Genomic DNA, 23,538 nt, shown 5'->3' with positions numbered 1-23,538 from the left:
GATCTCTCAGTGCCGGCGCTTGAGCAAGCGCATGTGCAGCAGTGACAGCGCCAGCGTGATCAGGAACAGCACCATGCCCGCGGCAGCGGCCAGGCCCATCTCGAATTCGGAGAAGGCGGTCTCGTAGATGTAGAAGACCAGGGTCTTGCTGGCGTCCATGGGCCCGCCCTGCGTCATCACATAGACCTCCTCGAACACCTTCATCGCGGCGATCGAGGACATCACGGCAACCACCGCCATCGCCGGCCGCAGCAGCGGCAGCGTGATGTGCAGGAACTGCTGGTGCCGGCTGATGCCCTCGACCTCGGCCGCCTCGTACAGGTGGCGCGGTATGCCTTGCAGGGCGGCCAGGTAGATCACCATGTAGTAGCCGATGCCGCTCCACACGGTGACGGCCATTACGCTGAACAGGGCGTTGACCGGGTCGGTCAGGAAGGCCACCGGGTCGCTGACCAGGCCGGTCTTGAGCAGCAGGTGGTTGAGGATGCCGCGCTCCTCGTAGACCCATTTCCAGACCAGGCCCGACACCACCAGCGAGGTCACCACCGGCAGATAGAACAAGGCGCGGAACAGCGTGATGCCCGGCAGGCTGCTGTTCACCGCCACGGCCACAAAGATGGGCAGCAGCACCAGCAGCGGCACGACCACCACCAGGTAGAGCAGGGTGTTGCGCAGCGCCGACCAGAACGAGGGGTCGGCCGCGAGCTGGCGGTAGTTGTCCAGGCCGACCCAGTGCGGCGTCTGGATCATGTTGTAGTCGCTGAAGCTGATCAGCAGGGCCTGCAGCGCCGGATAGAGCACGAAGGCGCCGATCAGCGAACAGGCCGGCAGCAGGAACAGCAGCGGCACCCAGGGGTTGTGGCGACGCAGCTTCATCGTGCCGCCTCTCCGGCCAGGGCGCGATGGGCCGCGCCGAGCAGGCCGGCCTCGTTGCCCAGCTTGGCGGCTTCCGGTTGCACCGGCACGCGCAGCGCGCTCTGCAACTGTGGCCACCACGCCGTGCGCGCATCCAGCATGCCACCACCGATCACGATGCGTGCCGGGTCCAGCAGCCAGAACAGGTTGTCGATCTGCAGGGCCAGCAAGGAGATCCATTCATCGAGTGCGGCTTGGGCTCTTGCATCACCGGCATCGAGTGCCGCGAGCGTCGCGCGTCCATCTTCGGCCACGCCGCCGTGCTCGCGCATCAAGCGCGCCAGGCCGCTGCCCGAGATCAGCCGGTCCAGGCTGACACGCTGGCCCTTGTGCAGCACTTCCATGCGGCCGGCGTGGCCGGCGAGTTGCCGGTGGCCGGACCACAAGCCATGCCCCAGCGTGAGCGCGCCACCGAGCCCGGTGCCCAGGGTCAGCATCAGCGCCGAGGCCTGCGGCGCATCAGCCAGCGCGCCCAGCCACTGCTCGCCAACCAGCGCCGCATGCACGTCATTGAGTGCTTGCACGGGCAGGCCGAAGGCTTGGCCCAGCGTGGCTCGCAGGTCGGTGCCGGCCCAGCCGGGCATCACTGCGGTGGCATCGATGACGCGGGCAGTGCTCGCATCGATCACGCCTGCCGCGCTCAGACCGATGGCGCCGGGCCGCAGGTCGGCGGGCAGTTCGGCCTGCACCTGTTGCAAGGCCTGCTGAATCTGCTTGAGCACATGGGCGCCGCCTCGCTCTGCCTCGGTGGGCAGGCGGCAGCGGGCGCACACCTGGCCGGCCGCGTCGACGGCGGCGGCCAGGATCTTGGTGCCACCGATGTCCGCGGCCAGGACCAGGGGCAGGGCGTTCATGAGGAGTCCTTGCGGGCCTGGCCCAGCAGGGCGCGCCAGTCGGAATCGATGGCTGCGAGCGCCTGGCGGCTGGTCTTGGCGCCCAGCATGGCGGCCTGCAGATTGCGTGCGTAGCTGCTGCGCAGCTTGTTGTAGCCGGGCAGGGCGGGCACGCTGACCCGGCCTGCCAGCACATGGCGGGTCGACAAGGCGCGCGCCAGGGCCAGAGGCTCGGTGGTGCCCGGTGCGGAGGCGAAGAAGGTGTCGTCGTAGCTTGCTCTTGTCGAGGGCAGGATGGGCACGCGGCGGGCGAAGTCCAGCTGTTGCTGCGGGCCGGCCACGAAGGCGGCCAGCCGGAAGGCCAGCTCTCGCTGCTTGGAGGCCTGCGGCACGACGAGATTCATGGCCGCGATGCTGGGCGCAGCGCCCGGGCTGGCCAATTGCGGCGCGACGCCGATCTGCCGGTACAGCGCCGCATTGCTGCTGCGGATGAAGCCGAGGAACTGCATGCCGGTCGAGACCACGGCCACCTGCCCGGCGACGAACATCTCGACCGCCTTGCGATGCCCTTCGGTTACCGCATTGCGTGGGGTGTAGCCGCCTTGGTAGAGCTGGCGGTAGAACTCGAACATCTGTTCGCCCGATCCGTTCTTGGTGAACCCCGGGGCCCGGCCCGTGCTGTCCAGCAGTGGGGCATTGAAAGCCGCCAGCGTCTCCAGGGGGCTGGAGCCATCTAGCGCCGGGAAGTAGGCAAATGCCTGGCTGCGGGACTTCAGCACGGGGGCCTGTTTAAGCAACTCTGCATGGCTGCTCGGCACGGCCAGGCCGGCGCGTTCGAACAGTTCGCGGTTGTAGAGCGTCAGATTGGTGCTCAGGTACCAGGGCAGGCCGAAGCACCCGTCGCGATAGACGTTCGCCTCCAGGGCTGCAGGAAGGAAGGCGGCCTGCTCGGCCGTGCTCAGGTGCTGCAGCGGGTTGGCCAGGGCGCCGAACTCGGCGAGCTTGGCCGAGAACTGCGGATTGAGGTTCACCAGATCCGGCGCGGCGCCAGCGGCCACGGCTGTCAGCAACTTGCGCTCAGCCTCGGCCCAGGGCAGATCAACCCAGTGGACTGACGTGCCGGGGTGCGCTGCCTCGAAGGCGCGCAGCAGGCCATTGACATAGGCATCCAGCTGCGGAGACAGCTGCATGGTCCAGAACTCGAGGCGCCTGCTTCGCCCCTTGTCCTGGGCTCGGCCGGTGCCTGCCAACAGGCCGGCGGCTGCCATGCTCAGCAGCTGGCGCCGGGTGCTCGATGGGTTTTGCATGGACAAGAGAGGCTGGGGCGGGGTGGATTCACTCGGCGCGCAAGCGCGGAGGGTGGCTTGTGCAGCACGGTGAAAACCATAACCGAATAGCCGTCCAAAAACAATAAGGTGGTCTAGTAGTGGTACAGAAATGTGGATAGACTTTGCCTGAGCTAGACTGATTGGCCCCGCGTTTTCCTCAGGGGTGGAAGAAAATTTTCGACCAGCGGGTAAGAACTAATAGACCAAAGCTGAACCAATTATTGGCGCCGCCCTGGGCGGGCCGGGAGCAACGGAATGGCCACGGATCGCAGTCAACGGCGCGAGCACCTGAAGCAGAAATTGCTGGCTCTGATCGAGCAGAACGGCGAGGGCGGGCGTCTGCCGCCGGAGCGCGAGCTCAGTGAGCGTTTCGATGTGGCGCGTGAGACGCTGCGCCGCTGCCTGCGTGAGTTGGAGCAAGATGGTCTGCTGCAACGTCGCCAGGGCGCCGGCACCTTTGTGTCAGGCCAGCCGGTGGTCAAGCAGCTGCAGTTGCTGTCCTTCTCCGAGGAGATGCGCGGGCGCGGTCTGATACCGACCAGCGAGCTGCTGGGCGGTCGGACCGTGCTGGCCGGCGCCAAGCTGGCGCAAAGACTCAAGGTGATGCCGAGTACGCCGCTCCTGGAACTGCGGCGTCTGCGCCTTGCCAACGACGAGCCGATGGCGCTGGAAACCGTCTACTTGGTGGCCGACAAGGTGCCTGGCTTCAACATTGACTGCTTGTCGACGGGCTCGCTCTACGACCTGCTGGACAAGCAGTTCGGCATGCAGGTCCGCGCCGCGAGCCAGCAAATCCAGGCGACGGTGCTGAACGAGGAGGAGGGCGATTTGCTCGGCGTGCCCCCGTTCTCGCCCTCCCTGCTGGTGGAGCGCATCTCGCATGCCGGCTCGGGCGAGGTGGTCGAGTACGCCAAGAGCCTCTACCGTGCTGACCGCTACCGCTTCGAAGTGAATGTGATGCGCCCGGTGGTTGGAGAGCGTGCCGAGTGATGAAGATATTCCGTGACCTGGCACTCCTGGACAGCCTGCTCAAGGGCGGACTGGTGGTGTCTTGCCAACCGACCGAGCAAGGGCCGTTGGACCATGACGAAATCGTCGCCAGACTGGCGCAGGCCGCCTTGGCTGGCGGGGCCTGTGGTGTGCGCATCGAAGGTGCAGCACGTCTGGCGCATGTGCGGCCCAAGATAGCCGCGCCCATCATCGGCATCGTCAAGCGCGACCTCGACGATTCGCCGGTGCGCATCACGCCATGGCTCAGCGATGTGCAGGAGCTGCTGGCGGCCGGGGCCGATGTGATTGCAGTGGATGCCACCTTGCGCGAGCGCCCCGTGCCCGTGGCCGAGCTTCTCAGCGCCATCCATGCGGGCGGTGCCCTGGCCATGGCGGACTGCTCCGGCCTTGAAGACGCACTGGCCGCGGCCGCGCTCGGCTTCGAGGTGATAGGCACGACGCTGTCGGGCTACACCGGTGGCGAGACGCCCAAGGAGCCGGACTACGAGCTGGTCGCGGCGCTGGCCGCGCGCCTGCCGCGCGTGATGGCCGAGGGCCGCTACAACCATCCCGAGCAGGCGGCCCGCGCCGTCCAGCTGGGCGCCTGGGCGGTGACCGTGGGCACCGCGATCACACGCACCGAATCGGTGGCGAGCTGGTTCAGCTCGGCACTCGACAGGTTTTGACGAGGAGCGGGGATTGAAGGTTCAACGCGAAGCGATCGCATGGCGTCATTGCTGCCTCAGCAGCCATGCCGTGCGCTCGGGTCTGGAGCACTAGCTGCAACACCCATCGCAGCGCGCCGTGTGCCGGCGCGCTGCCTGGCCGTGCCTTCGTGGGTGCGGCGCTGTTTGTCAGCGCCGGGGTGCCACTGCCTTGCGCAGTGCGGCCCGGCTGGTTCCCTCCAGACCAAGAGATTCGCCATGAGCTTTGCAAAGAAGATGACCCCAGTCGCTGCTGCAGCAGCCCTGTTCGCCTTGAGCCTCCATGCCGCTGCGCAGACCGCGACTACGCCCGCGCCGGTGCCGCAGGCTAAGTCCGAGAAGTCCGAAGACCAGAAGGCCGAAGAGGCCAACAAGACCCAGCGCAAGCCCACCGAGAAGCTGGAGACGGTCACCGTCACCTCCGGCAAGCGAGCCGAGGCCGCCCACCGCATTCCGTACAACGTCACGGCACTGACCGAAGACAAGCTGCGCGAAGAGAACATCACCGACCTGAAGAAGCTGATCAGCCAGAGCGAGGCCATCAGCGCGCCGGGCAACAGCGCGCGCTTCGCCGATTCGGTGACCGTGCGTGGCCTGAACGTCTCGGCGGTCAATGCCAACAATCTCGAGCAGTTCGCGCGATCCACCCTGTCCTACTATCTGGACGACACGATGCTGCCCAACATCGGCTACCGCATCAAGGACATCGCCCGCGTCGAGACCCTGCTCGGCCCGCAAGGCACGCTCTATGGTGCCGGCAGCCTCGGCGGTACGGTGCGCTACGTCACCAACAAGCCCAAGCTCGGCAAGGCCGAGTCGCGGCTCTCGACCTCGATCTACCAGACCCAATACGGCGGCTTGTCCAACGACACCGACGCGATGTTCAACCTGCCGCTGGGCGAGGACCTGGCGCTGCGCGGCTCCTTCGCGCGTCTGAACGAGAAGGGCTATACCGACCGTGTCTCCAACCCGCCGTGGCGCACGGGCACCTGGGCCTGGGTGACCCAGCCCGACGCCAAGACCAACGTCTATGAAGATGACGACTGGCAGCGAGCCAACAGTGGCCGCATTGCCCTGCTGTGGCGCCTGAAGCCCGGCCTGGAACTGACTGTCTCGCATGCCGAGCAGAGTCAGCTCGCCCATGGAACCAGCGGCGCCAGCCTCTATCCGGTGCGCATCGCCAACGCCACGACGCCGGCCCAGATCGATGCCGCATGGCGCTTGAACGTGTCGCCGTGCTCGGGTGCCGCCTGTGCGTACACCGATCGGGCCAAGACACCCTTCGTGGTCAATGACCACACCATCCTCTCGCGCTATCCCGAGTGGGCCGATCGCGACTTCAAGCTCGACAGCCTGGACCTGGACTGGGACCTGGGCTGGGCACGCTTCCATGCCAACAGCTCCCGCTTTGCCGATGCTCGCACCGGCCAGGCTGACTATGCGAGCCAGGGCAATGCGTTCTACAACTGGTTCACCGCCGGCAATGTGCGTCAGTCCAACAACTCGCTGTACATGACGTACGACAACAGCTACAGCGGCACGTCGCACGAACTGCGACTCACGTCCAAGGGTGAGGGCCCGCTGAGCTGGATCGTGGGTGCCTTCAGCACGACCCAGAACCGCAACTGGCGCTTCGACGAGATGTTCACGGGCATCGACAAGCTGCCGCCGCAGGGCGATTTCTATGGCATCAATCGCCCTGCCGTCGGTGGCAAGACTGACTCCGGCTATGCCGAAGATCTGGGCAGCCGCTACAAGGAGACGGCTGCCTATGGCGAGCTGAACTATGCGCTTTCCGACAAGTGGCGCGTCATGGCCGGCGGCCGCGTGTTCAGCTACAGCGACGAGGGCAACGCGCTGATCCGCGACTACGCCGGCGAGCTGGCCGACACCAAGACCAACAGCAAATCCAAGGGCAGCAACAAGAGTTACTTCAAGCTCAACAGCAGCTACCAGTTCACCGACGACCTGCTGGGCTATGCGACCTATTCGCAAGGCTTCCGCCGCGGCGGCAACAACAGTTTCCGCGACTCGCCCAAGGAAAACCGCCTGGTCGCTGCCGACACCCAGTCCTACCAGCCCGACACCACCGACAACTACGAGCTGGGCTTGAAGGGCTTTTTGTTCAACCGCCAGCTCTACCTGCAGACCAGCGTCTACCGGATCGACTGGAAGAACGTGCAGACCTACTACTCTCAAGGCCTGCCCGACCCCTTCGGCCTGGGCATCGACTTCCCGCTCAACGGCACAGTCAACGGCCCCAATGCCCGCTCCGAGGGCCTGGAGTTCAGCGCACGCTACCGCGTGAATGAGCACTGGCAGTTGAGCTACAGCTCGGCCACCACGCGCGCCAAGTGGGTGACGACCAAGCAGAAGTGCACCTACGCGGCGAACAACCGTCCTGGCAGCGCCGGTGATCCGGATGGGCCGGACTGCCGGGTCTGGGAGGCTGGCGGCCAGCTCAATGGCGCGCCAAAGTGGAAGCACAACTTCGGCGTTCGCTACAACACCACCGTGTTCGACGACTACGACATCTCGGCCGGACTGTCTGCGCGCTATGTGGCCAAGATCGGCAATGACCGCACCGATTCCGTCTCGGAGTCGCCGCCGTTGTTCTACCCGGCCTACACGCTCTACAACGCCAACATCGGCCTGTACATGGGCGATTGGTCGGCCACGCTGTGGGTGCAGAACATCGCCAACAAGCGGGCGCAGGTCTCGGTGCAGAGCCTGGGCGACACCATCATGGGCACGCGGATGATCTACAGCACGCCGCGCACCGTGGGTCTCAACTTGTCCTACAGCTTCCGCTGAGGTCGCTGGCCGGCCGCGGCGCTTGCTGCGGCCGGCCCTTGCCGGAGATTCCACGTGAACCTGCTTGATGCAAACAAGAGGCTGGCAGGGCTGCGCCGTCGCCAGCTTCTGGCCCTTCCCGCGCTGGCCTGGCCCGCCCAGAATGTCATGTCGGCAGCAGAGCCTTCGGCCGATGAACTCGATCAGGCCTTGAAAGCCCTGGTCGAGCATGAGCAGCGGCCGCTGGCCAGCCTGTCGGTGCTGGTCCAGCGAGAGGGGCGCAATGTCTATGAGGCGCAGTTCGGCCGCCGCTACATCGCACCGCCGGGAGGTGTCGATCTGCCGGTGACGGCCGATACCCTGTTCCGCATGGCCTCCGTCACCAAGCTGGTCGTGGCGGTCGCAGCCTGGCGACTGGTCGATGCCGGCCGGCTCGATCTTGATGCTGACATCGGCAAGATCCTCGGGTACGAGCTGCGCCATCCGCGCTACTCGCGCACGCCGCTGACGGCCCGGCTCCTCTTGACCCACCGCTCAGGCCTGACCGATGGCGGCGACGACTACCTGGATCCGCACATCGGTCTGCGCGAGCTGCTGCTGCCCGGTGGCCGCAGTTTCGGCAAGGGCGGCTCATGGGGAGCGCATGTGCCGGGCCGCTTCTTTCAATACGCCAATCTGAACTTTGCCGTGCTGGCCTCCGTGATGGAGCGTGCGGCCGGCCAGCGTTTCGACGAGTTGATGCAGCACTGGGTGCTCATGCCGCTTGGCATGCAGGGGGGCTTCGATGCCGCGCGCCTGCCACCTTCCCAGCTCAACCAGGTGGCGACGCTGTACCGCAAGGCGCGCGCCGATGGTGGTCGTTGGGACCCGGCAGGCCCCTGGCATGCACAGACCGATGATTTCAAGGCTGTGCCGCCACAGCCCATTGGCGGCGCCGCTTTGGCGTCCTACATGCTCGGCAGCAACGGTGCATTGTTCGGGCCACAGGGCCGCTTGCGCACTAGGGTCAGTGATCTGGGTCGGCTGATGGCCATGCTGGTGGACGAAGGCAGATACCAGGGCGAACCCTTCCTGCGACCGGCCAGCGCACGGGCGCTGCTGTCGGAGGAATGGCGCTTTGATGCAGCGGCAGCCAACGGCGACACGGCGGACGGCGCCTTCCAGGCCTGGGGCGTTGGCGCGCAACACTTCATCGATCGCAGCCGACCGCAGTGGGGCGACCGCTTGCTGCCCCAGGGCGGCGTCGAGGCCTGGGGCCACCTGGGCTTTGCCTACGGCCTGCAGTCCGGTGTGATCTTCGACCCCAGGCGGCGCTGCGGCGTGATCTACGCCATTGGCGGCTGCGGTGCCAATCCGGCTGTGAACCCGGGTCGCTACTCGAGCTTCGCCCTCTGGGAAGAGCAACTGCTCGGCCTGTTGTGGGCGAGGGCACTCGGATAAGCATGCAAACCCGGCGAGACGAGTCACTAGATGCGCTACGCGGTCTGGCGGTGCTGGGCATGGCGCTGTCAGGCAGCCTGGCTTTCGGCGACTCGCTGCCGGGCTGGATGTTCCATGCCCAGGTGCCGCCGCCGCTGCACCGCTTCGACCCCGCTCGTGCGGGCATCAGCTGGGTCGATCTGGTGTTCCCGTTCTTCCTCTTCTCGATGGGGGCGGCCCTGCCGCTGGCTCTGCGCACGGCAGGCCGCGCCGCACTTGTCTGGACGGCCCTGCGGCGCTTTGGCCTGCTGCTTTATTTCGCGCTGTTCACCCAGCACATGAAGGCCTGGGTCATCGCCGCGACGCCTGACTGGCGCTCGCAATGCCTGTCCCTGGCGGCCTTCCTGCTGCTGGGTCTGCAACTGGGCCCCGCACGCCCGGCCCTCAAGGCCCTGGCCTGGCTGGCTGCGGTCGCCTTGCTGTTCGGCCTGCCGTTTGCCGACGGGCGTGGCTTCAGCGCCGGGCGCAGCGACATCATCCTGCTGGTGCTGGCCAACATGGCCTTGTTCGGCACGCTGCTGTACGGCTTCACCCGGCATGCGCCGCTGCTGCGGCTCGCCGTGCTGCCCCTGCTCGCGGCTGTGCTGCTGGCGGGTTCGGTGCCTGGCAGTTGGACGCAGGGGCTCTTGAACTTCACGCCGGGGCCCTGGGCCTACAAGCTGTACTACCTGAAGTACCTGTTCATTATCGTGCCCGGGCTGTTCGCGGGCGAGTGGCTGCGCTGCTTCCCGACGCCGCCTGCGGGCAATGCGCTGACAGGCTGGCTGGCTCTTGGCCTGATCGTGGGCAACGTGAGCCTGCTCTATGCCCGCGAGCTGGAGCTCAACCTGGGCCTGAGCCTCATGCTGCTGGCAGCCCTGTACTGGCGCGTGCGGCGCGATGGTGATGCGCTGGCGCAGCGCTTCGTGGCGGCTGGGGCGGGCCTGCTGCTGCTCGGCCTGGCCTGCGAGCCGCTGCAAGGCGGCATCCACAAGGATCCCTCGACCTTCAGCTACTACTTTGTCTGCAGCGGCCTGGCCTTCCTTGCGATGTTGGTGTTGCGCGCGATGGCTGCGCATTCGGCCGGGAAGCGCTTGCAGCGCTATCTGGCAGAACATGGTCGAAACCCCTTGCTGGCCTATGTGGCAGGTGCCTTGCTCGTTCTCCCACTATTGAGGCTGACGGGCTTGCACGAGGCCTGGAGCAGCCTGCAGGGCAGTGTCGGGCTGGGCCTGCTCAAGGGGCTGCTGTTCACGGCGGCGGTCTCGCTGCTGACACTGTTCTGCAACCGCAAGGGATGGCTATGGAAAAGCTGAAGGGGCTGCTGCTAGTTGCCGTCGTCGCCGTACTCACGGGCTGCGCCGCGCCGGAGAAGCGCCACAGCCCGGCTGAACTGGAAGCCTTCCGTCCGCAGGACTTCAAGTGGCCGGCAGCGGCACAGTCGGTCGAGCGCGCGCGGCTGGACGCTGAGCGGGCGCGCATCCGAGAGCGGCTGGCCTTGCCCGCCGGGGCCGAGCGCGATGCCCAGCTGCCCGCCGCGCTGGCGGCCATCATGCTTTTCAATATCGAGATCGACGCCGGGCGCGCGCCCTTGCTGGCGGCCTTGCCTAGCCTCGGCAGCGCAGCGCCTGAACAGCAGCGTGCCCTGCTGACCGCGGCCCACACCTTGTACGCCAGGGAGGCGGCGCCGCTGATAGCGCCGCTCTTGCCGCAGTTGCAAGGCGCGCGCGAGTTCGCCATCGCGGTCCATGTGGTGCTCAAGGCCGATCCCTCGGCCGCCCCGGCGTTGATGGCGGCATTGCAGCGTCGCCCGGACTGCTGCAGCGAGCCGCGCCTGCTGGCGCTGGCTCAGGTGCTGCGCGTCCAGGACGCAGCGCCGGCGCCCGCGCTCGAAGACCTGCTGGCAGCGCCGCTCAAGCCAGGCCTGCCCGTCGTCTTCAGCCTGCAGCGGCCGGGCCGCCAGGCCCTGGGGTTGGCGCTGGTGCGCGGTGCCGATGGCCGCTTCGTGCGCGGCGCCGATGGCCGACCCTTTGCCGTGCCGCAACTGGCGCTGGCGCGCAGCGGCCTGCCGGGCACGCTGACCTACGGCAACACGCCAAGCGGCCTGTTTACCGTGCGCGGTGCCGGTACGGCCGAGAACCCTTGGATTGGGCCGACGCCCTACCTGCATTCCCTGCTGCCCATCGAGGCCAGCGTGGCCGAGTTCCTGCATGAGGCCGAGGCAGGCAAGACCTGGCACGAGGCCGACTACCGGAACCTGCTGCCGCCGTCCTGGGCTGCACCGCTGCGCGAGGCCTGGCTTGCCGGCCTGGCCGGGCGCAGCGAAATCCTCATGCACGGCACGACCATCAATCCCGAGTACTACCGGGGCGAACCCTATTTTCCGGGCACGCCCTCGGCCGGCTGCCTGGTGGCCGACGAGCGTTGGAGCTGGGTCGACGGCCAACTGCTGGCCAGTGATCAGCTGCGCCTGGCCCAGGCCTTCACGGCCGGCGGACAGGACCGCGGCTATCTGGTCGTGGCCGAGATTGCTGCCGGGACCGGGCCGGTGCGCCTGGAGGAAGTGCTGGACACCTTGCTCGCGGCCGAACTGAAGCTCAGGGGAGTAGGGCGATGAGGAATCGATGGGTGATGTGCCTGTTGGTGCTGCTGGCACCGGTGGGCGGAGCGCGCGCCGAGCCCGTGCTGGAATCGCTGGTGCAGACCAGCGGACGCATCATTGCCGCTCCGGCGGGCGGATGGCTGGCGACCTGGCCAGGCGTCAGCTGGACCTTGCGCTTCAGCGGTGAAGCCGTGGGTGTGCGGCTGGACGACGCGGTCAACCACTGGGTGCTGGAGGTCGATGGTCAGGCGCGCCTGCAGATCGCGCCGGCCGTGGGCCCGCGTACGGTCTGGTTGCAGGGCCTGGCGGCGGGCGAGCATCGCGCCCAACTGATCAAGCGCACGGAATCGCCGCTGGTGGCGGCGCGCGTGCTGGGCTTCGAGTTGGCCGAGGGCACGCCCTTGCCGCCCGAGCCGAAGCCGGTGCAGCGCATTGAATTCATCGGCGATTCCTACACCGCAGCGATGGGGAATATCTCGCCTGGCCGCGCCTGCACCGGGCCGGAGATCAGCGCGCGCACCGACATCACCCAGGGCTTTGCCGTGCTCACCGCACGCGCCCTCAACGCCGAGTGGCAGATCCACGCCAAGTCCGGCATGGGCCTGGTGCGCAACTGGAACGGCGGTGTGCCGCACGAGACCCATGGCACGCATTACGCGCGGGCCTTGCAGAACGATCCCGCCAGCCGGCCCGCGCCTGACTGGCAGCCGCAGACCGTGGTCATCGGCCTGGGCACCAACGACTTCTCCACGCCGGTGCGCGAGGGCGAGCCGCGCGACGCGGCCCGGCTCGAGCAGGACTTCCTGCAGGCCTATCGCGCCTTGCTGGCCGAGGTGCGCACGCGCTACGGCCAGCCGCGTGTGCTGATGCTCAGCCTACCCTTGCCTTCTAACGGCGACAGGCTGCGTCCGCTGTTGCAGCGGCTGCTGGAGGAGCAGCGGGCGGCGGGCCATCAGCGGATCGACCTGCTGGATTGGGGCCGCCTGAATGGTGGTGCTTGCGGCTCGCACCCGGATGCCGCCGACCACCGCCACATGGCTGACATGTTGATTGAACGTCTGCAGAACCTGAAGTGACCATGGAACGATTTCCCGACTTCCGCTCGCCGGCAACGCTGGACGCGCACATCCGCCACACGATGGACTTCTACCGGCCGCGCTGCGTCGATGCCACCGGCGGCTTCTTCCACTTCTATCGCGACGACGGCCGGGTCTACGACACGGCCACCCGCCATCTGGTCAGCAGCACGCGCTTTGTCTTCAACTTCGCGATGGCGGCCCGCCGCTTCGGTCGGGACGATGACCGCGCCGCGCTCGCGCATGGCCTGCGCTTCCTGCGCGAGGCGCATCGCGACCCAGCCACCGGCGGCTATCGCTGGCTGCTGCGCTGGCACGAGGGCAGGGCAGAGGCGCTGGACAGCAGCAACCACGCCTATGGCCTGGCCTTCGTGATGCTGGCCTACGCCCATGCGCTGATGGCCGGCGTTGCCGAGGCGCGCGCCTGGATGGACGAGACCTGGGCCTTGATGGAGGCGCGCTTCTGGGAGCCGCACGCCGGCCTCTATGCCGACGAGGCCAGTGCCGATTGGTCAAGCACCTCGGGCTACCGGGGTCAGAACGCCAACATGCACGCCTGCGAGGCGATGCTGGCGGCCTTCGAGGCCACGGGCGAGTTGCGCTACCTGCATCGCGCCGAGACCCTGGCGCGCAACATCACGCAGCGCCAGGCGGCCCTGGCCGGTGGCCTGATCTGGGAGCACTACCACGCCGACTGGTCGGTCGACTGGGACTACAACCGCCATGACAAGAGCAACATCTTCCGGCCCTGGGGCTACCAGCCGGGGCATCTGACGGAATGGGCCAAGCTGCTGCTGATACTGGAACGCGACGCGCCCCTGCTGCTGCAGGGCGCGCAGTGGCTGCAGCCCCGGGCCCGCGAGTTGTTCGACACCGCCATGGCGCAGGCCTGGGACGAGCAGCACGGCGGCCTGTTCTACGGCTTCGGTCCCGATGAGTCGGGCCGCTTGCAGGTCTGCGATGCCGACAAGTATTTCTGGGTGCAGGCGGAGAGCCTGGCCACCGCCGGCCTGCTGGCCCTGCGCACCGGCGAAGCCCGCTACTGGGACGACTACGAGCGGCTCTGGCGCTACAGCTGGCGGCACTTCGTCGATCATCAGCATGGCGCCTGGTACCGCATCCTCACGGCGGACAACCGCGCCTACAGCGACGAGAAGAGTCCCGCCGGCAAGACGGATTACCACACCATGGGCGCCTGCTACGAAGTGCTGGCGGCGCTGGAAGCCAAGCGATGAGCACCGGAGGATGGCCTCTGGTAGTCTCGTTCGGCGAGGCGCTCACGGACCTGGTTCGCAGCGGCGCCGCGCAATGGCAGAGCCATCCAGGAGGATCGACCTGGAACCTGGCGCGCGCGCTGAGCAAGCTGGGCGTGCCTTGCGCATTCGCCGGCGGCATCAGCAGCGATGTCTTCGGCCAGCAACTGCTCGAGGCCAGCCTGGCGGCCGGCCTGGACGAGCGCTTCATCCAGACCTGGGACAAGGCGCCGCTGCTGGCCGTGGTGCATGAGCTCGCACCGCCTCAATACTTCTTCATCGGTGACGACAGCGCCGACCTCTGCTTTGACGTGCAGCGCCTTCCATCCGGATGGCGGCAGGCCTTGCGCTGGGCTCATTTCGGCGGCATCAGCCTGGCTCGCGAGCCGCTGGCGCAGCGCCTGGTCGCGCTGGCCGCTGAGTTGAAGTCCGAAGGCAAGCAGATCAGCTTCGATCCGAACTACCGCCTGCTGATGGACCAGTGCTTCGACTCCACGCTGCAGCGCATGTGCGAACTCGCCGATGTGATCAAGGTCTCCGACGAGGACCTGCGTGGCTTGTTTCGTTCGTCAGACGTGGAGCAGGGGCTGGCCCGGATCCGGCAATGGAATCCGCAGGCCTGGTTGATGCTGACCAGCGGCGCTGATGGCGCCCGTCTGTACGGTGCTCAAGGCGCCGCCCGAGCCAGGCCGCCGCAGGTCGAGGTGGTGGACACCATCGGTGCCGGCGATGCCTCCATGGCCGGCTTGATCGACAGCCTGCTGCAGCATCCCGAAGGCGCTGCAGACCAGCATCTTCGCTGGGCTGTTGCCGCAGGCACGGCCGCTTGCACGCAACCCGGCTCCTGTTCGCCTGGCAGGGAGACCGTCTCGGCAATTGCGGCGCGCGCGGAGTGCAGCCGCATATAGGCGACGCCGCTCGGTGAGACCAGCAATTGGCGGCAGGTCGCGTTTGCCAGGACGAATCCAATACGAGTAGGGAATTTGCAGTGGCTACGTGTGCGAATACGGTAGTGGATAGCCCCGACTATGCCGATAGCAAGTCCGCAATATCGCGGACTTGCTGAGTTGAAGTGGGTCGCGACCAAGAACTAACCATATCGTTCCCCCGATGCGCCACGACTTGGGCCGCCATAGACATTCAGCACTTGGCCAGCAGACTGTACGCAGGCCCTTCACGAAGTCCCGAACTTGGCAGAGACTGGCCGGCCCGCGCTGCGCCATACAGCTGACCTGGAAAACGCCGCGGTGAAAACATGAGCGGTGCCACCGCTGCTGACGAGTCAAATTTCCGCCTGCTCAGAGAATTCCAGAGCGGCATCTGCCTCGATTCCGAGTGAAGATGGCCGCGTGGCGCCATTTTCGAAGGCCCGCCGAGGTGGCTCATCGAGTTGTGCTTGTTCTCGCGAGAAGCTGGAGCTGCGCTGGAAGGGCTACACCTGCACCCAGTGAATGACCATCTCAGGCTCGGGCTGGACAAGTAGCGCCGACTGTCGTGCGCCCTGGCGGCGTCAACATGGAGTACCCGCCGGAGACGTCGGTTTCTGCGGGATGCTGATTTGACTTGCTGGCGCAAAGCGCAGCAATTGGGCCCTTTGCCTATGAAACATTTTTCAACAGCTGAAATAGCATGGCTACGACGCGGCTGTGCGCGCACGGCATTAGGGTCATTCTTCGCGAGCAGCCGTCGGCCTGCGCCGACCTGCCCCCGTGGACGGGTTTCCCAGGACTCAATCTTTGGCCCTTGACGGCCGCTGCTTGGTCGCGTCTCAATTTCCGTTGTGGTTTTCCCATCGAGGAGAAGTGAGCTATGACCAATCCAGGCTCCAGAAAGTCGCTTGCCAGACATCACCCATCTGCGCCTGGTGGCGAATTCATCAGAATCAGAGTAATGCTGGGGCTGGCAGTCGAGGCCACGTTGGAGAGTCTGAATCATGCCCAACTCGCGGCGCTTGTATGTACAGGAGGGATCTATGTCAACGGGTGCAGCGTGGGCCGTGGCCGCGTGACTCGAGAGGACGTGGTCTTGATCTTCGACGAACAGCAAGGCGTTAGAGCCAGCAATCGACGGCTCGAACTGGTCGCGAGCTTTACGTACGCCTTAATGGACTTGGCTGACCTGAACGAGCCTGTGTATGAAACACCAGCAAAGGAGCACCCGCTCCTGGAGCGCTACCTGAGGCTTGGAAGAGACGAACTGCTCGCATTGCTGACGCAGTATGCGTGGGCTCAGGTCATGGACTTCTGTGACGACTAGAAAGATTGTCGATCAATCGACTTAGTAGCTGGCTGCATCAACATCTACGTCTTCGAGAAACAGTGGTCACGCTGCAGCTTGGGGGCAAGAGCTGATGCAGAAATTCACGACTGTGCAGTTCGACTCACCGCCCATCGCGAGTTGGTTCAGCCAAGTGTCGATGAAGTTGTGCTCGGAATTCCACTGGCATTGCGCAGGAATCCACCGCATTGCCGCAGCATCTTGGGTGCCGTTCAAAAGTATCGTTCTCGACGTCGACCAATGACCGCCATGGTGGCGCAAGTCGGTCTGCGTTTGGAGACGATGCATGACAGGTCCAGAACGTGCCAGCGACGACGACGGCGCTCCGAACGGGCTCAGGTTGCCGGCTGCGGCGATTGCCGCGTGTCGACATGCACTCGACGCTCCTCCGGATCTGCCTACTGCAGATCGAGCGCTGCAAGGCCTGGCTATTGCCATTCGGAGCCTTGCCGCTCGGATTCCCGCGGCGGTTCAGATAGCCGCTCGCATTGAGCAATTGGGGCAGCAGGCAACCCTGGGTGCAGCGGCAGGCGCGACGATTCTGTCGCTGAATCGCCGAACCGGTCGACATCTTCTGTATTCGATTGCGCTCAAGATAGGATCTATTGCCAGCAAGGGGCAAGCATGCGATGAAGCCGCTCTGCAGACATTTGGGGCATGGCTGCTGCGACGACTCTTTGATCCTTGGGCCCCGACGGGCCAAGCAATTGCAAATGTTGATGCCGCGCTGTCCAGACCAGACAGCGACCGCGCGAGAAGCTGGACGAACACTTCGCGGACGAGGGCGCTAGAGCGGGCGCTTAGGAGTTTGGAAGTCGCCATTGCGGACCACCCGGTTGTCGCCGTGGACTTCGGCCTAGCGGTGAAGGTCACAAGAGCCGTCCGAACGCTCGATTCGACGGACCTATTCAACGTCGCCTTTCGACGGCGCGCTGACAACCTTCTCGACTTCTCAACTCGGAACGCGGTTGCCGCGGCCGGCGGCTATGGAACGCTGTCCGAAAGCGCGTTGAAGGTCGCTGGCCGCGAGTTGATTGAACGCATCAGGACGGGGGACAGCAGCGCCGCATTGGTCGCGCTCGAGATCGTCACGCATTTGACCTCCGACATCACCTTGATGCTCCCAGTGCAAGTGGGTGACATGCCGCCTGAACGCGCCTTGGCGTGGTTGGATGTTCGCGGCGGCTCGTACTGCTACGTGCTCTATCGCCTGATCGACCGCGGCGCGCGTCCGGCCCCGGGGACCGAGCATCTGTACCTGGAGACGACACAGACGATCCGCGTGAAGCTCACCGAGCCACTGCAGGCGCTGCTGTTCAAGGCCATGGATGCGTCAAGGTGGACAGCGACAACAGTGCGCGGACTGCTAGGCGATGTCGGTCATCACCCTCGCGCTTCGGTTGTCGAAAGTGGAGCCTATCGCTGCACGGCGCGGCGTCTGCAAGAGTCAGTGCCCGCGCTGCTGCTGCAGGCGGGGTTTCATCGTTGGCCGGTCGCTCTCTTGACGAACTCGCACTTCCTTGTGAGTCGGGGGAAGCCGGCATACGGTACCTGCGATTCACACGCAGTTCACGAAATTGGCAACGCGGCAAATCGGTTGCTCGACTGGCCAACTTCCAAGGAGCCACCGCTCAGCAGCTTGATCGGATCGTTCACGTCTCCGAAGGCGACCACCATTGCTGAAGTTTCCGCCCACTTGGCCGAGCAAGCCGATCAATCAAGTCTGGAGCGTAGCGGCCGGCGCGCGCTCATCACCCGCCTCAACAAGCACGCCATCTGGCTCGCATTCTTCCTATCGTTCGTGCTGGCGCTTCGGAACTGGCAGACGTATGAGGTATCGGCTGATGAAGTGGAGCGGGGCGACGCGGTTCACATTGACGACAAGGCCGTGCACCGTATGAAGGGGCTAGCCGTGCCGATTGCAAAAATTCTCCACCGTGTTCTCGCTTGCTGGAAGCGTCTCTGCATTGAGGCGGTGGCCGAACTGAAGACTCTGGCTGACTCAGAGAGTCTGACGCTAGCGCTTTCGATTGAACGGTATATGGAAGACCCCGGTGGCTCGGCCGGAGTCTTTGTCGTTGACGCAGTGGGGCGGCCGGAATCAATAGGCACTCGAAGCTGGCGAGAAGCCCTACCGGCGAAATTGCGCGTGCGAGCCAACTTTGCCCGCCATTTCTGGCCATTGCACTTGATGCGTAGTGGCGTTGAGCAACTCCTGATAGATGTCCTGATGCGGCATCAAATGGATGGCTTGCATCCCGGATCCAGCCATTCGGTTCGCCAGCAGCGCGCCGACATTGAACGGCTTCGGGCTCGCATGGATGAGATCATCGCGTCCCTGGATCTCCGCATGCCCAGCCGGCTTTCCGGAGACTGAGAGTGGGTAAGTCTCACGATCTTGGGCCGAACAGTGGGCTCATCATTTCTGATCTCGGCCTCGATGGGTTGATTGTCGAGACGACCGCCGGCTACGCTGCCGCGCAGGCTCGGCATGAAGTCACTCTTGCTTGGATTGACGATCAACGCGATGCCTTGGCCGGCGGACTGCTCTTGCTGCAGCTGGTGAGCAATGAGGCGATCTTGTCTGTTGCTGGCCTGAAGCAAGCCACGAGTCCCGCGGCCTCGGTGTATGCCGACGACGAGGAGGTCTATGTCGAGTGGACAGACAGCGCCGGCTGGCGTGATCGTCGGATCCTGTCCAACCATACAGCCACGACGGTGGCTGCAAACGGTGGCCTAGCTGTAGATCAGGCGGGCTGGAAGTGGGCGGCAAATGTCCTGAGGGTGCTGCACCCGGGGCGTGCTCCCAACGAAGCCTGGTACGGCTTCATCTCTGACGCTCAAGCATGGTGGTTTCAGCGCATGACCGGCCCCCTGTTTGCTCATGCGGTCAGGCGCCGCCCGTTCCAAACCTTGCCACGAGCCGCGCTGGCTCGCATTGCGACGGGCCGGCCCGCCATCACAGGCGTGGTGACGGAACCCACGGCGGACCTTGCCCTCATCCAGGCAACGCGCACGTGGTCAACACGCACCGCCACGCTGAAAGGCCTGGTCACCTATGTGGGCCAAGTGGCGCGAAGCAAGGGGCCAAAGCATCAAGGTCGGTTGAACATCTTGGAGTATGTCGCGTTGGCAATGCCGGTGGCGGCAAAGGAAGGTAGGGTTCAAGTCACTGTTCTTGGTGCCATTCGGCATGCGCTGTTGGCAGGCGGAGTCCGTGGCAGCAACTGGGCACCAATCACACTCTACGAATATCTGAGGCAAGGCCTGGGCACGCTGGTTGAAAAGCTACTGGAGGTCGGAACAGATGAGCTGGATGGTGAGCAATGGCGAGCGCTCTACGAGCAGGCCATGTCCGATGTTCGTTCGTCTCAACGGGCGAAGTTCGCTGCATTTCTTGAAGTCTTCCACCGATTCCTGACGATTGCCGGTGCGGACCCACTTCCGGGAAGTCTGTCTGGAGTTGGCGCGCCATTGCCGCCCGCCGCTTCCGTCATCTCACCACTTGAACTGCAGTTGGCTTTTCAGTTCATCGAGACGAATGCGCCAACGCCGAGGATTCGGTTGCAGGCGCAGCTTGGGATCGTCCTTGGCAATTGGATTCCTCTGCGAACGGTGGAACTTTGGTGCATCCGCCTGGGCGACGTGCATGAGTCCGAACCTGTGCACCTCAGCATCTTTGTCCGCGTGCGCGACGGCGGCGGAAAGTCCAAGTCTCATCGGCGCCAAGAAGACATTGAAGATCCGCTATTGACGCGTCTGCTGATCGACCTGAAACGCTTGCGGTGCGACGTGGACTTCGCGGGCGATGAGGATGTCCTCCTCGGCGAGCCGGGCCATCCAGACGTTCGACATGAGGAACTGGTGACGACCGAGCTGATGAATGCCGCGTTACGCTGGGCCACTGGGGACGGAGAATGCAGCTACTACGATCTGCGGCACACCGTCTTCTCGCGGCGCGCCGAACCGATATTGGGCGGCCAGACGGCAGGGCTTGACGCCGCACGTCTCCTTCAGGTCTCTGCCCAAGGTGGCCATGCTGGCCCCTCTTCATCCGCTGCCTACATTCACTGGATCGAACGACCGCTTGCAGAGCTGTCGCAGGTAGCAAGGCCGACGGCCTGGTGCGCACGCTCTGGCTCATTCGCCAACGGTTTCCAGTTCCCACGTATTAGTCAGGGGCTCGTCGGTGAACGGTCAGAGCTGTCCGCCATTGCGTCGGTCGCTGTCAGGCCAGCAGTTGCACCTGTGCAGCTTTCTGTTGCTGGGCGCGCGGACCTCGCTTGGCTGGTCGCTCAGAACCTGTCGCTGGACGCTGTTGCCGGTGGGTGCCAAGTCCCGCTTGAAGTCGTCCATCAGTCGGTCAGCGAACTGGTCCAGGCGATGGTGCTGGCGCGCCTCGTGAGTCCGACTGCGGCGGGTTCCTTGGTGAAGCAATGCATCGCCGTCTCGGCCTGGTATCTCTGGGCGCGCGCAGCGCGGCAATCAAAATGGGCGCCAGTCGCTGCTGCCCTTGGGGAAGTCGTTGATGGTGGCCGCTGGACTGAGCTGCGCTTGATCTGGCAGAGCTGGCTGCAATGTTTAGCGGGCAACGATGTTGAGCTGCGGCACCCGCAGTCCGCCGCGCGACTTATTCAGTTTCTGCTGAATGCGAAGGTTGCGAGTCGCTCGTTGGCGGTCGTGAGTGCAGTCGGCGCGCCGCAGCTCGCGCTTGAAATACAGGCTCTCCGAATTCCGGCGCGCCACGTTGCACCACGAAAAGGTCGGCCGGCTCACCGGTTGTTCATGTCAGAACACGGCGTAGTCGCGTCAGAAGCAGGTGGCGCGACGCTTTCGATGGTCGGCCTGCACTGGTGGATTTTGCAGGTCGGTGCACTCTTGGTTGCGCGCGGGGAGGTCTAGCGAGATGCCGAATGAGCTGAAGATTCCGCTGGGGCTGGCGGTCAATGCCCGACCAACTGTCGGCGCAATCCTTGACCGGGCGAGAGAGCGCATCAAGCTCATCAATGCGGGCCAAGGTGAGCTGAGCTATATGAGCGATGCGGACTTCATACGGAATGCCAAGCTCGTCGTGATCGATGGCGCCTATACGTTCGAATCAGAGATTCCAGTGTTGCCTCAGGAAGACATGTTTGGCCACGGTTCAGCTGCGGCGCGCCGGCGGTTCGGCAACTTGGCGCGCCAAGACGAGGCGATGGCTCAAGCGGTCGACATCACAGTGGAGGCGCTTCAGAAGAGTTCGGTCCTTGTCCAGCGGGTCGCAGACATCATGTCCACGGCCACGGATCCCGCTGGTGAGCTGTTTGATATTGAGCGACGGGAGGGCCTGAAGACACGGCCGGCGCGCCACTTCAACTACTTCAAACAGGAGTCATTCAGCGTCGTCGCGGGCGATGCGCATGTTGCCTACGAATCTACTGCTGTCAGGGCTTCCGTTTCACCCTATGTCGATCCGATTCAGCTGCTTGTTGAATTGGCGTCCACGGACCACCAAAGCTTTGACATGCGTGCGCTGGTCAAGGAGGTCATGGGAGAAGGTCTTCGAGGCGGCGTTTCTGCAGGAGGGCTACGCCCGTTCCGGTTCGCCGGATTCGGTGGCTGGCAGCAAGTTGTGTTGACTGCCGCGCAATGGCTCAAGATGCCGATACGCATGAATGTCGTCGAAACGGTCAGCACTTGCTCGCTCAAGCCGCTGCCTGCGGACGTGCATTGCGTCGAAGGCTGGCCGTTGTTGCTGGACCAAGTGATTCCTGCGCTTGACGCCGTGCGCGCTGGCCTACGCGAACAGGGGCTGGGTGACTGCGCCGACACTGTTCTGTAGTCGTAATATGCGAGCAGAATGGCGCGCTGGTCGGTTGACCTCGATGGTTAGCGGAACGCGGCTTGCGATGCGCTTGGCGTCCCAATGGTCGCTTCTAGCCACCTGCTGAAAACTTGCGCCGAGTCGAAATGATCGGGTATGAAGGTGGTCATTTGGCTTCGACCGGTCTTCCGTAGGTTTCGGCCGCAGCGGAGAATCACTAGCAGTGACAACGGTTTAGCCCACTCATGCGGAAACAACGCCGTGCCAGTACATGGTTGTTGAATAAGCCTCATAACCGTTCAAATCCGGCCCCCGCAACCAAATATCGAGACCCGCTGAACGCATGCGTTCAGCGGGTTTTTCTATTTCCGGTCCGGGCCTCGCAGGTCGGCACAACGTTGCGGCCATCGCCGGTATCGGTATCGGCATCGGCACGATGCAGCTGAATCACTGAAACGCCGCTCGGCGTCTGGCGCGTTCCTGGCGGGCGAGTCATAGGGGCCTCGTCTACCGTTGCTGCTGGCTTTTGGGGTCGGGTTCGGTCTGCTGGTGCTCATCAATAGCAGCGGCTGGCTGCCAGCCTTGGGTGAGACGAGGTTCCTCGCCGGACTGACATTGGCGCTGCTGCGGCTGTTCTGAGGCGTCCCGGCTCAGGGGCGCGCTGGCGGCGTCCTTCGGTGGACGCAGGGCAGGCGTGATTGGCGTGCTATCATTCGCCCTGTCGAACACCGAGTGATAGGTGCTTGAAGCGAATCCTGAAAAGCCGCTCCTCGCTTGAGCGGCTTTTTGTTTCAGATTTCTTTCTGATCAGTCGCGGGGTGGAGCAGTCTGGTAGCTCGTTGGGCTCATAACCCAAAGGTCGTCGGTTCAAATCCGGCCCCCGCAACCAAGAATCTTCGTAAGTGAATCAACGGCTTACGAAAAATGGAACGCCAACCGGGAGGTTGGCGTTTTTGCTTTTGTGCCCGTTCTGTGCCCGTTCTGTGCCACAAAGCGTGCCTTGCTTGTGCCCCTCGATATGCGCAGAGCGAGAACCCGACCATTGGGTCTCGTGCCCTCATCAGCCCAACCCGTGCCGTGCGCGTGCCCCGTGGTCAAGATCCATGCGACCCATGTCTCCACCTTGTTCGGGTCGAGTATGACGGCGCCGGGGCGCAGTGGGTCCGTGATCGCGCACCTTACGTTGCCAAGCTTGGAGTCAAGTGTGTTGCGCACGTCGTGCCGCAGCGAGACGTTCAAGCCGGTGATCAACGATAAAGCCGTTGCAACACCTCGTCGCGCTTGGTCAGGCCTTCGCTATGAAAGAAGACCTCACCCGCAATGCCTTCCCTGCGGTTCTCCTTCAGCATTTGCAGTAGCAACTCGGGGCTGGCGACGTAGTCCTTGCCAAGCGCGAGCGGCAGGCCGGGGAACACCATTGCGAAACACAGTTGGTCTCGTGTGATCTTGCGGAACTCGGCGCGGTAGCGCGGCTGCTCAGGTTCTGGTTCGCACGGTACGCCGTGG

Annotated in this window: 17 protein-coding genes and 1 tRNA gene; 14 read left to right on the top strand and 4 right to left on the bottom strand. The window is 64.6% G+C overall.

Features of this window, described 5'->3' with window-relative positions:
* Positions 1-6: 6 nt before the first annotated feature.
* The 3 genes from ABT392_RS16510 to ABT392_RS16500 are packed head-to-tail and all read right to left on the bottom strand — an operon-like array spanning position 7 to position 3,055.
* Entirely contained in the window at positions 7-876 is an 870-nt protein-coding gene (locus ABT392_RS16510) for a carbohydrate ABC transporter permease (RefSeq protein WP_395385241.1), read from the bottom strand.
* Entirely contained in the window at positions 873-1,769 is an 897-nt protein-coding gene (locus ABT392_RS16505; RefSeq protein ID WP_395385242.1) for an ROK family protein, read from the bottom strand. The genes ABT392_RS16510 and ABT392_RS16505 overlap by 4 nt, the downstream gene beginning before the upstream one ends.
* The gene (locus tag ABT392_RS16500) at positions 1,766-3,055 is read right to left on the bottom strand and encodes an ABC transporter substrate-binding protein (protein WP_395385243.1); all 1,290 of its coding nucleotides are present in this window, start codon (positions 3,053-3,055) and stop codon (positions 1,766-1,768) included. Before ABT392_RS16500 ends, ABT392_RS16505 begins: the two co-directional genes overlap by 4 nt.
* A gap of 276 nt (positions 3,056-3,331) precedes the next feature.
* On the opposite strand from ABT392_RS16500, the gene ABT392_RS16495 reads away from it, so the two are divergent.
* The 14 genes from ABT392_RS16495 to ABT392_RS16430 all read left to right on the top strand — a co-directional run bounded on the left by ABT392_RS16495 (position 3,332) and on the right by ABT392_RS16430 (position 22,921).
* Positions 3,332-4,066 carry a GntR family transcriptional regulator gene (locus ABT392_RS16495; RefSeq protein WP_395385244.1) on the top strand — a complete coding sequence of 245 codons (735 nt, stop codon included), beginning with the start codon at positions 3,332-3,334 and terminating at the stop codon, positions 4,064-4,066.
* Complete coding sequence (locus tag ABT392_RS16490) at positions 4,066-4,752, top strand: N-acetylmannosamine-6-phosphate 2-epimerase (RefSeq protein ID WP_395385245.1); 687 nt, start codon at positions 4,066-4,068, stop codon at positions 4,750-4,752. Before ABT392_RS16495 ends, ABT392_RS16490 begins: the two co-directional genes overlap by 1 nt.
* A gap of 237 nt (positions 4,753-4,989) precedes the next feature.
* On the top strand, positions 4,990-7,584 hold the full coding sequence (locus tag ABT392_RS16485; protein WP_395385246.1) for a TonB-dependent receptor: 2,595 nt from the start codon (positions 4,990-4,992) through the stop codon (positions 7,582-7,584).
* 147 nt (positions 7,585-7,731) lie between these two features.
* Positions 7,732-9,003, top strand: coding sequence for a serine hydrolase domain-containing protein (locus tag ABT392_RS16480; RefSeq protein WP_464970824.1), 1,272 nt, complete (start codon positions 7,732-7,734; stop codon positions 9,001-9,003).
* 2 nt (positions 9,004-9,005) lie between these two features.
* Complete coding sequence (locus ABT392_RS16475) at positions 9,006-10,337, top strand: DUF5009 domain-containing protein (RefSeq protein ID WP_395385248.1); 1,332 nt, start codon at positions 9,006-9,008, stop codon at positions 10,335-10,337.
* The gene (locus tag ABT392_RS16470; protein ID WP_395385249.1) at positions 10,325-11,638 is read left to right on the top strand and encodes a hypothetical protein; all 1,314 of its coding nucleotides are present in this window, start codon (positions 10,325-10,327) and stop codon (positions 11,636-11,638) included. The genes ABT392_RS16475 and ABT392_RS16470 overlap by 13 nt, the downstream gene beginning before the upstream one ends.
* A complete protein-coding gene (locus ABT392_RS16465; RefSeq protein ID WP_395385250.1) occupies positions 11,635-12,699 on the top strand; it encodes an SGNH/GDSL hydrolase family protein in 1,065 nt (354 codons plus the stop codon). The genes ABT392_RS16470 and ABT392_RS16465 overlap by 4 nt, the downstream gene beginning before the upstream one ends.
* Before the next feature lie 2 nt (positions 12,700-12,701).
* Positions 12,702-13,934 (top strand): AGE family epimerase/isomerase, encoded by a 1,233-nt coding sequence (locus tag ABT392_RS16460; protein WP_395385251.1) that lies wholly within the window; start codon positions 12,702-12,704, stop codon positions 13,932-13,934.
* Positions 13,931-14,860: a carbohydrate kinase family protein gene (locus ABT392_RS16455; RefSeq protein WP_395385252.1), complete on the top strand. Its 930-nt coding sequence runs from the start codon at positions 13,931-13,933 to the stop codon at positions 14,858-14,860. The genes ABT392_RS16460 and ABT392_RS16455 overlap by 4 nt, the downstream gene beginning before the upstream one ends.
* Before the next feature lie 901 nt (positions 14,861-15,761).
* Positions 15,762-16,208, top strand: a complete 447-nt coding sequence (locus ABT392_RS16450; protein WP_395385253.1) for a hypothetical protein — start codon at positions 15,762-15,764, stop codon at positions 16,206-16,208.
* Between the two features lie 307 nt (positions 16,209-16,515).
* A complete protein-coding gene (locus tag ABT392_RS16445) occupies positions 16,516-18,606 on the top strand; it encodes a hypothetical protein (RefSeq protein ID WP_395385254.1) in 2,091 nt (696 codons plus the stop codon).
* A 2-nt stretch (positions 18,607-18,608) separates the two neighbouring features.
* Complete coding sequence (locus ABT392_RS16440; protein ID WP_395385255.1) at positions 18,609-21,131, top strand: hypothetical protein; 2,523 nt, start codon at positions 18,609-18,611, stop codon at positions 21,129-21,131.
* A 4-nt stretch (positions 21,132-21,135) separates the two neighbouring features.
* Positions 21,136-22,050, top strand: coding sequence for a hypothetical protein (locus ABT392_RS16435; protein WP_395385256.1), 915 nt, complete (start codon positions 21,136-21,138; stop codon positions 22,048-22,050).
* A 794-nt stretch (positions 22,051-22,844) separates the two neighbouring features.
* Positions 22,845-22,921: transfer RNA gene (locus ABT392_RS16430), tRNA-Met, on the top strand.
* Positions 22,922-23,279: 358 nt separating this feature from the next.
* Here ABT392_RS16430 and ABT392_RS16425 read toward each other — a convergent pair.
* Complete coding sequence (locus ABT392_RS16425; RefSeq protein WP_334278430.1) at positions 23,280-23,450, bottom strand: hypothetical protein; 171 nt, start codon at positions 23,448-23,450, stop codon at positions 23,280-23,282.
* Between the last annotated feature and the right edge of the window lie 88 nt (positions 23,451-23,538).

The organism is Paucibacter sp. JuS9, from assembly GCF_044043925.2.
GTDB lineage: Bacteria > Pseudomonadota > Gammaproteobacteria > Burkholderiales > Burkholderiaceae_C > JAUASW01.
This window is presented reverse-complemented; position numbering and strand designations above follow the sequence as displayed.

What these genes read in the sequence shown, in the direction of transcription:
- ABT392_RS16490 (WP_395385245.1), top strand. Translation starts at nt 4,066, where the DNA reads ATGAAGATATTCCGTGACCTGGCACTCCTGGACAGCCTGCTCAAGGGC.
- ABT392_RS16480 (WP_464970824.1), top strand. Translation starts at nt 7,732, where the DNA reads ATGTCGGCAGCAGAGCCTTCGGCCGATGAACTCGATCAGGCCTTGAAA.
- ABT392_RS16425 (WP_334278430.1), bottom strand. Translation starts at nt 23,450, where the DNA reads ATGGTGTTCCCCGGCCTGCCGCTCGCGCTTGGCAAGGACTACGTCGCC.
- ABT392_RS16475 (WP_395385248.1), top strand. Translation starts at nt 9,006, where the DNA reads ATGCAAACCCGGCGAGACGAGTCACTAGATGCGCTACGCGGTCTGGCG.
- ABT392_RS16505 (WP_395385242.1), bottom strand. Translation starts at nt 1,769, where the DNA reads ATGAACGCCCTGCCCCTGGTCCTGGCCGCGGACATCGGTGGCACCAAG.
- ABT392_RS16450 (WP_395385253.1), top strand. Translation starts at nt 15,762, where the DNA reads ATGACCAATCCAGGCTCCAGAAAGTCGCTTGCCAGACATCACCCATCT.
- ABT392_RS16470 (WP_395385249.1), top strand. Translation starts at nt 10,325, where the DNA reads ATGGAAAAGCTGAAGGGGCTGCTGCTAGTTGCCGTCGTCGCCGTACTC.
- ABT392_RS16445 (WP_395385254.1), top strand. Translation starts at nt 16,516, where the DNA reads ATGACAGGTCCAGAACGTGCCAGCGACGACGACGGCGCTCCGAACGGG.
- ABT392_RS16485 (WP_395385246.1), top strand. Translation starts at nt 4,990, where the DNA reads ATGAGCTTTGCAAAGAAGATGACCCCAGTCGCTGCTGCAGCAGCCCTG.
- ABT392_RS16435 (WP_395385256.1), top strand. Translation starts at nt 21,136, where the DNA reads ATGCCGAATGAGCTGAAGATTCCGCTGGGGCTGGCGGTCAATGCCCGA.
- ABT392_RS16510 (WP_395385241.1), bottom strand. Translation starts at nt 876, where the DNA reads ATGAAGCTGCGTCGCCACAACCCCTGGGTGCCGCTGCTGTTCCTGCTG.
- ABT392_RS16495 (WP_395385244.1), top strand. Translation starts at nt 3,332, where the DNA reads ATGGCCACGGATCGCAGTCAACGGCGCGAGCACCTGAAGCAGAAATTG.
- ABT392_RS16460 (WP_395385251.1), top strand. Translation starts at nt 12,702, where the DNA reads ATGGAACGATTTCCCGACTTCCGCTCGCCGGCAACGCTGGACGCGCAC.
- ABT392_RS16465 (WP_395385250.1), top strand. Translation starts at nt 11,635, where the DNA reads ATGAGGAATCGATGGGTGATGTGCCTGTTGGTGCTGCTGGCACCGGTG.
- ABT392_RS16455 (WP_395385252.1), top strand. Translation starts at nt 13,931, where the DNA reads ATGAGCACCGGAGGATGGCCTCTGGTAGTCTCGTTCGGCGAGGCGCTC.
- ABT392_RS16500 (WP_395385243.1), bottom strand. Translation starts at nt 3,055, where the DNA reads ATGCAAAACCCATCGAGCACCCGGCGCCAGCTGCTGAGCATGGCAGCC.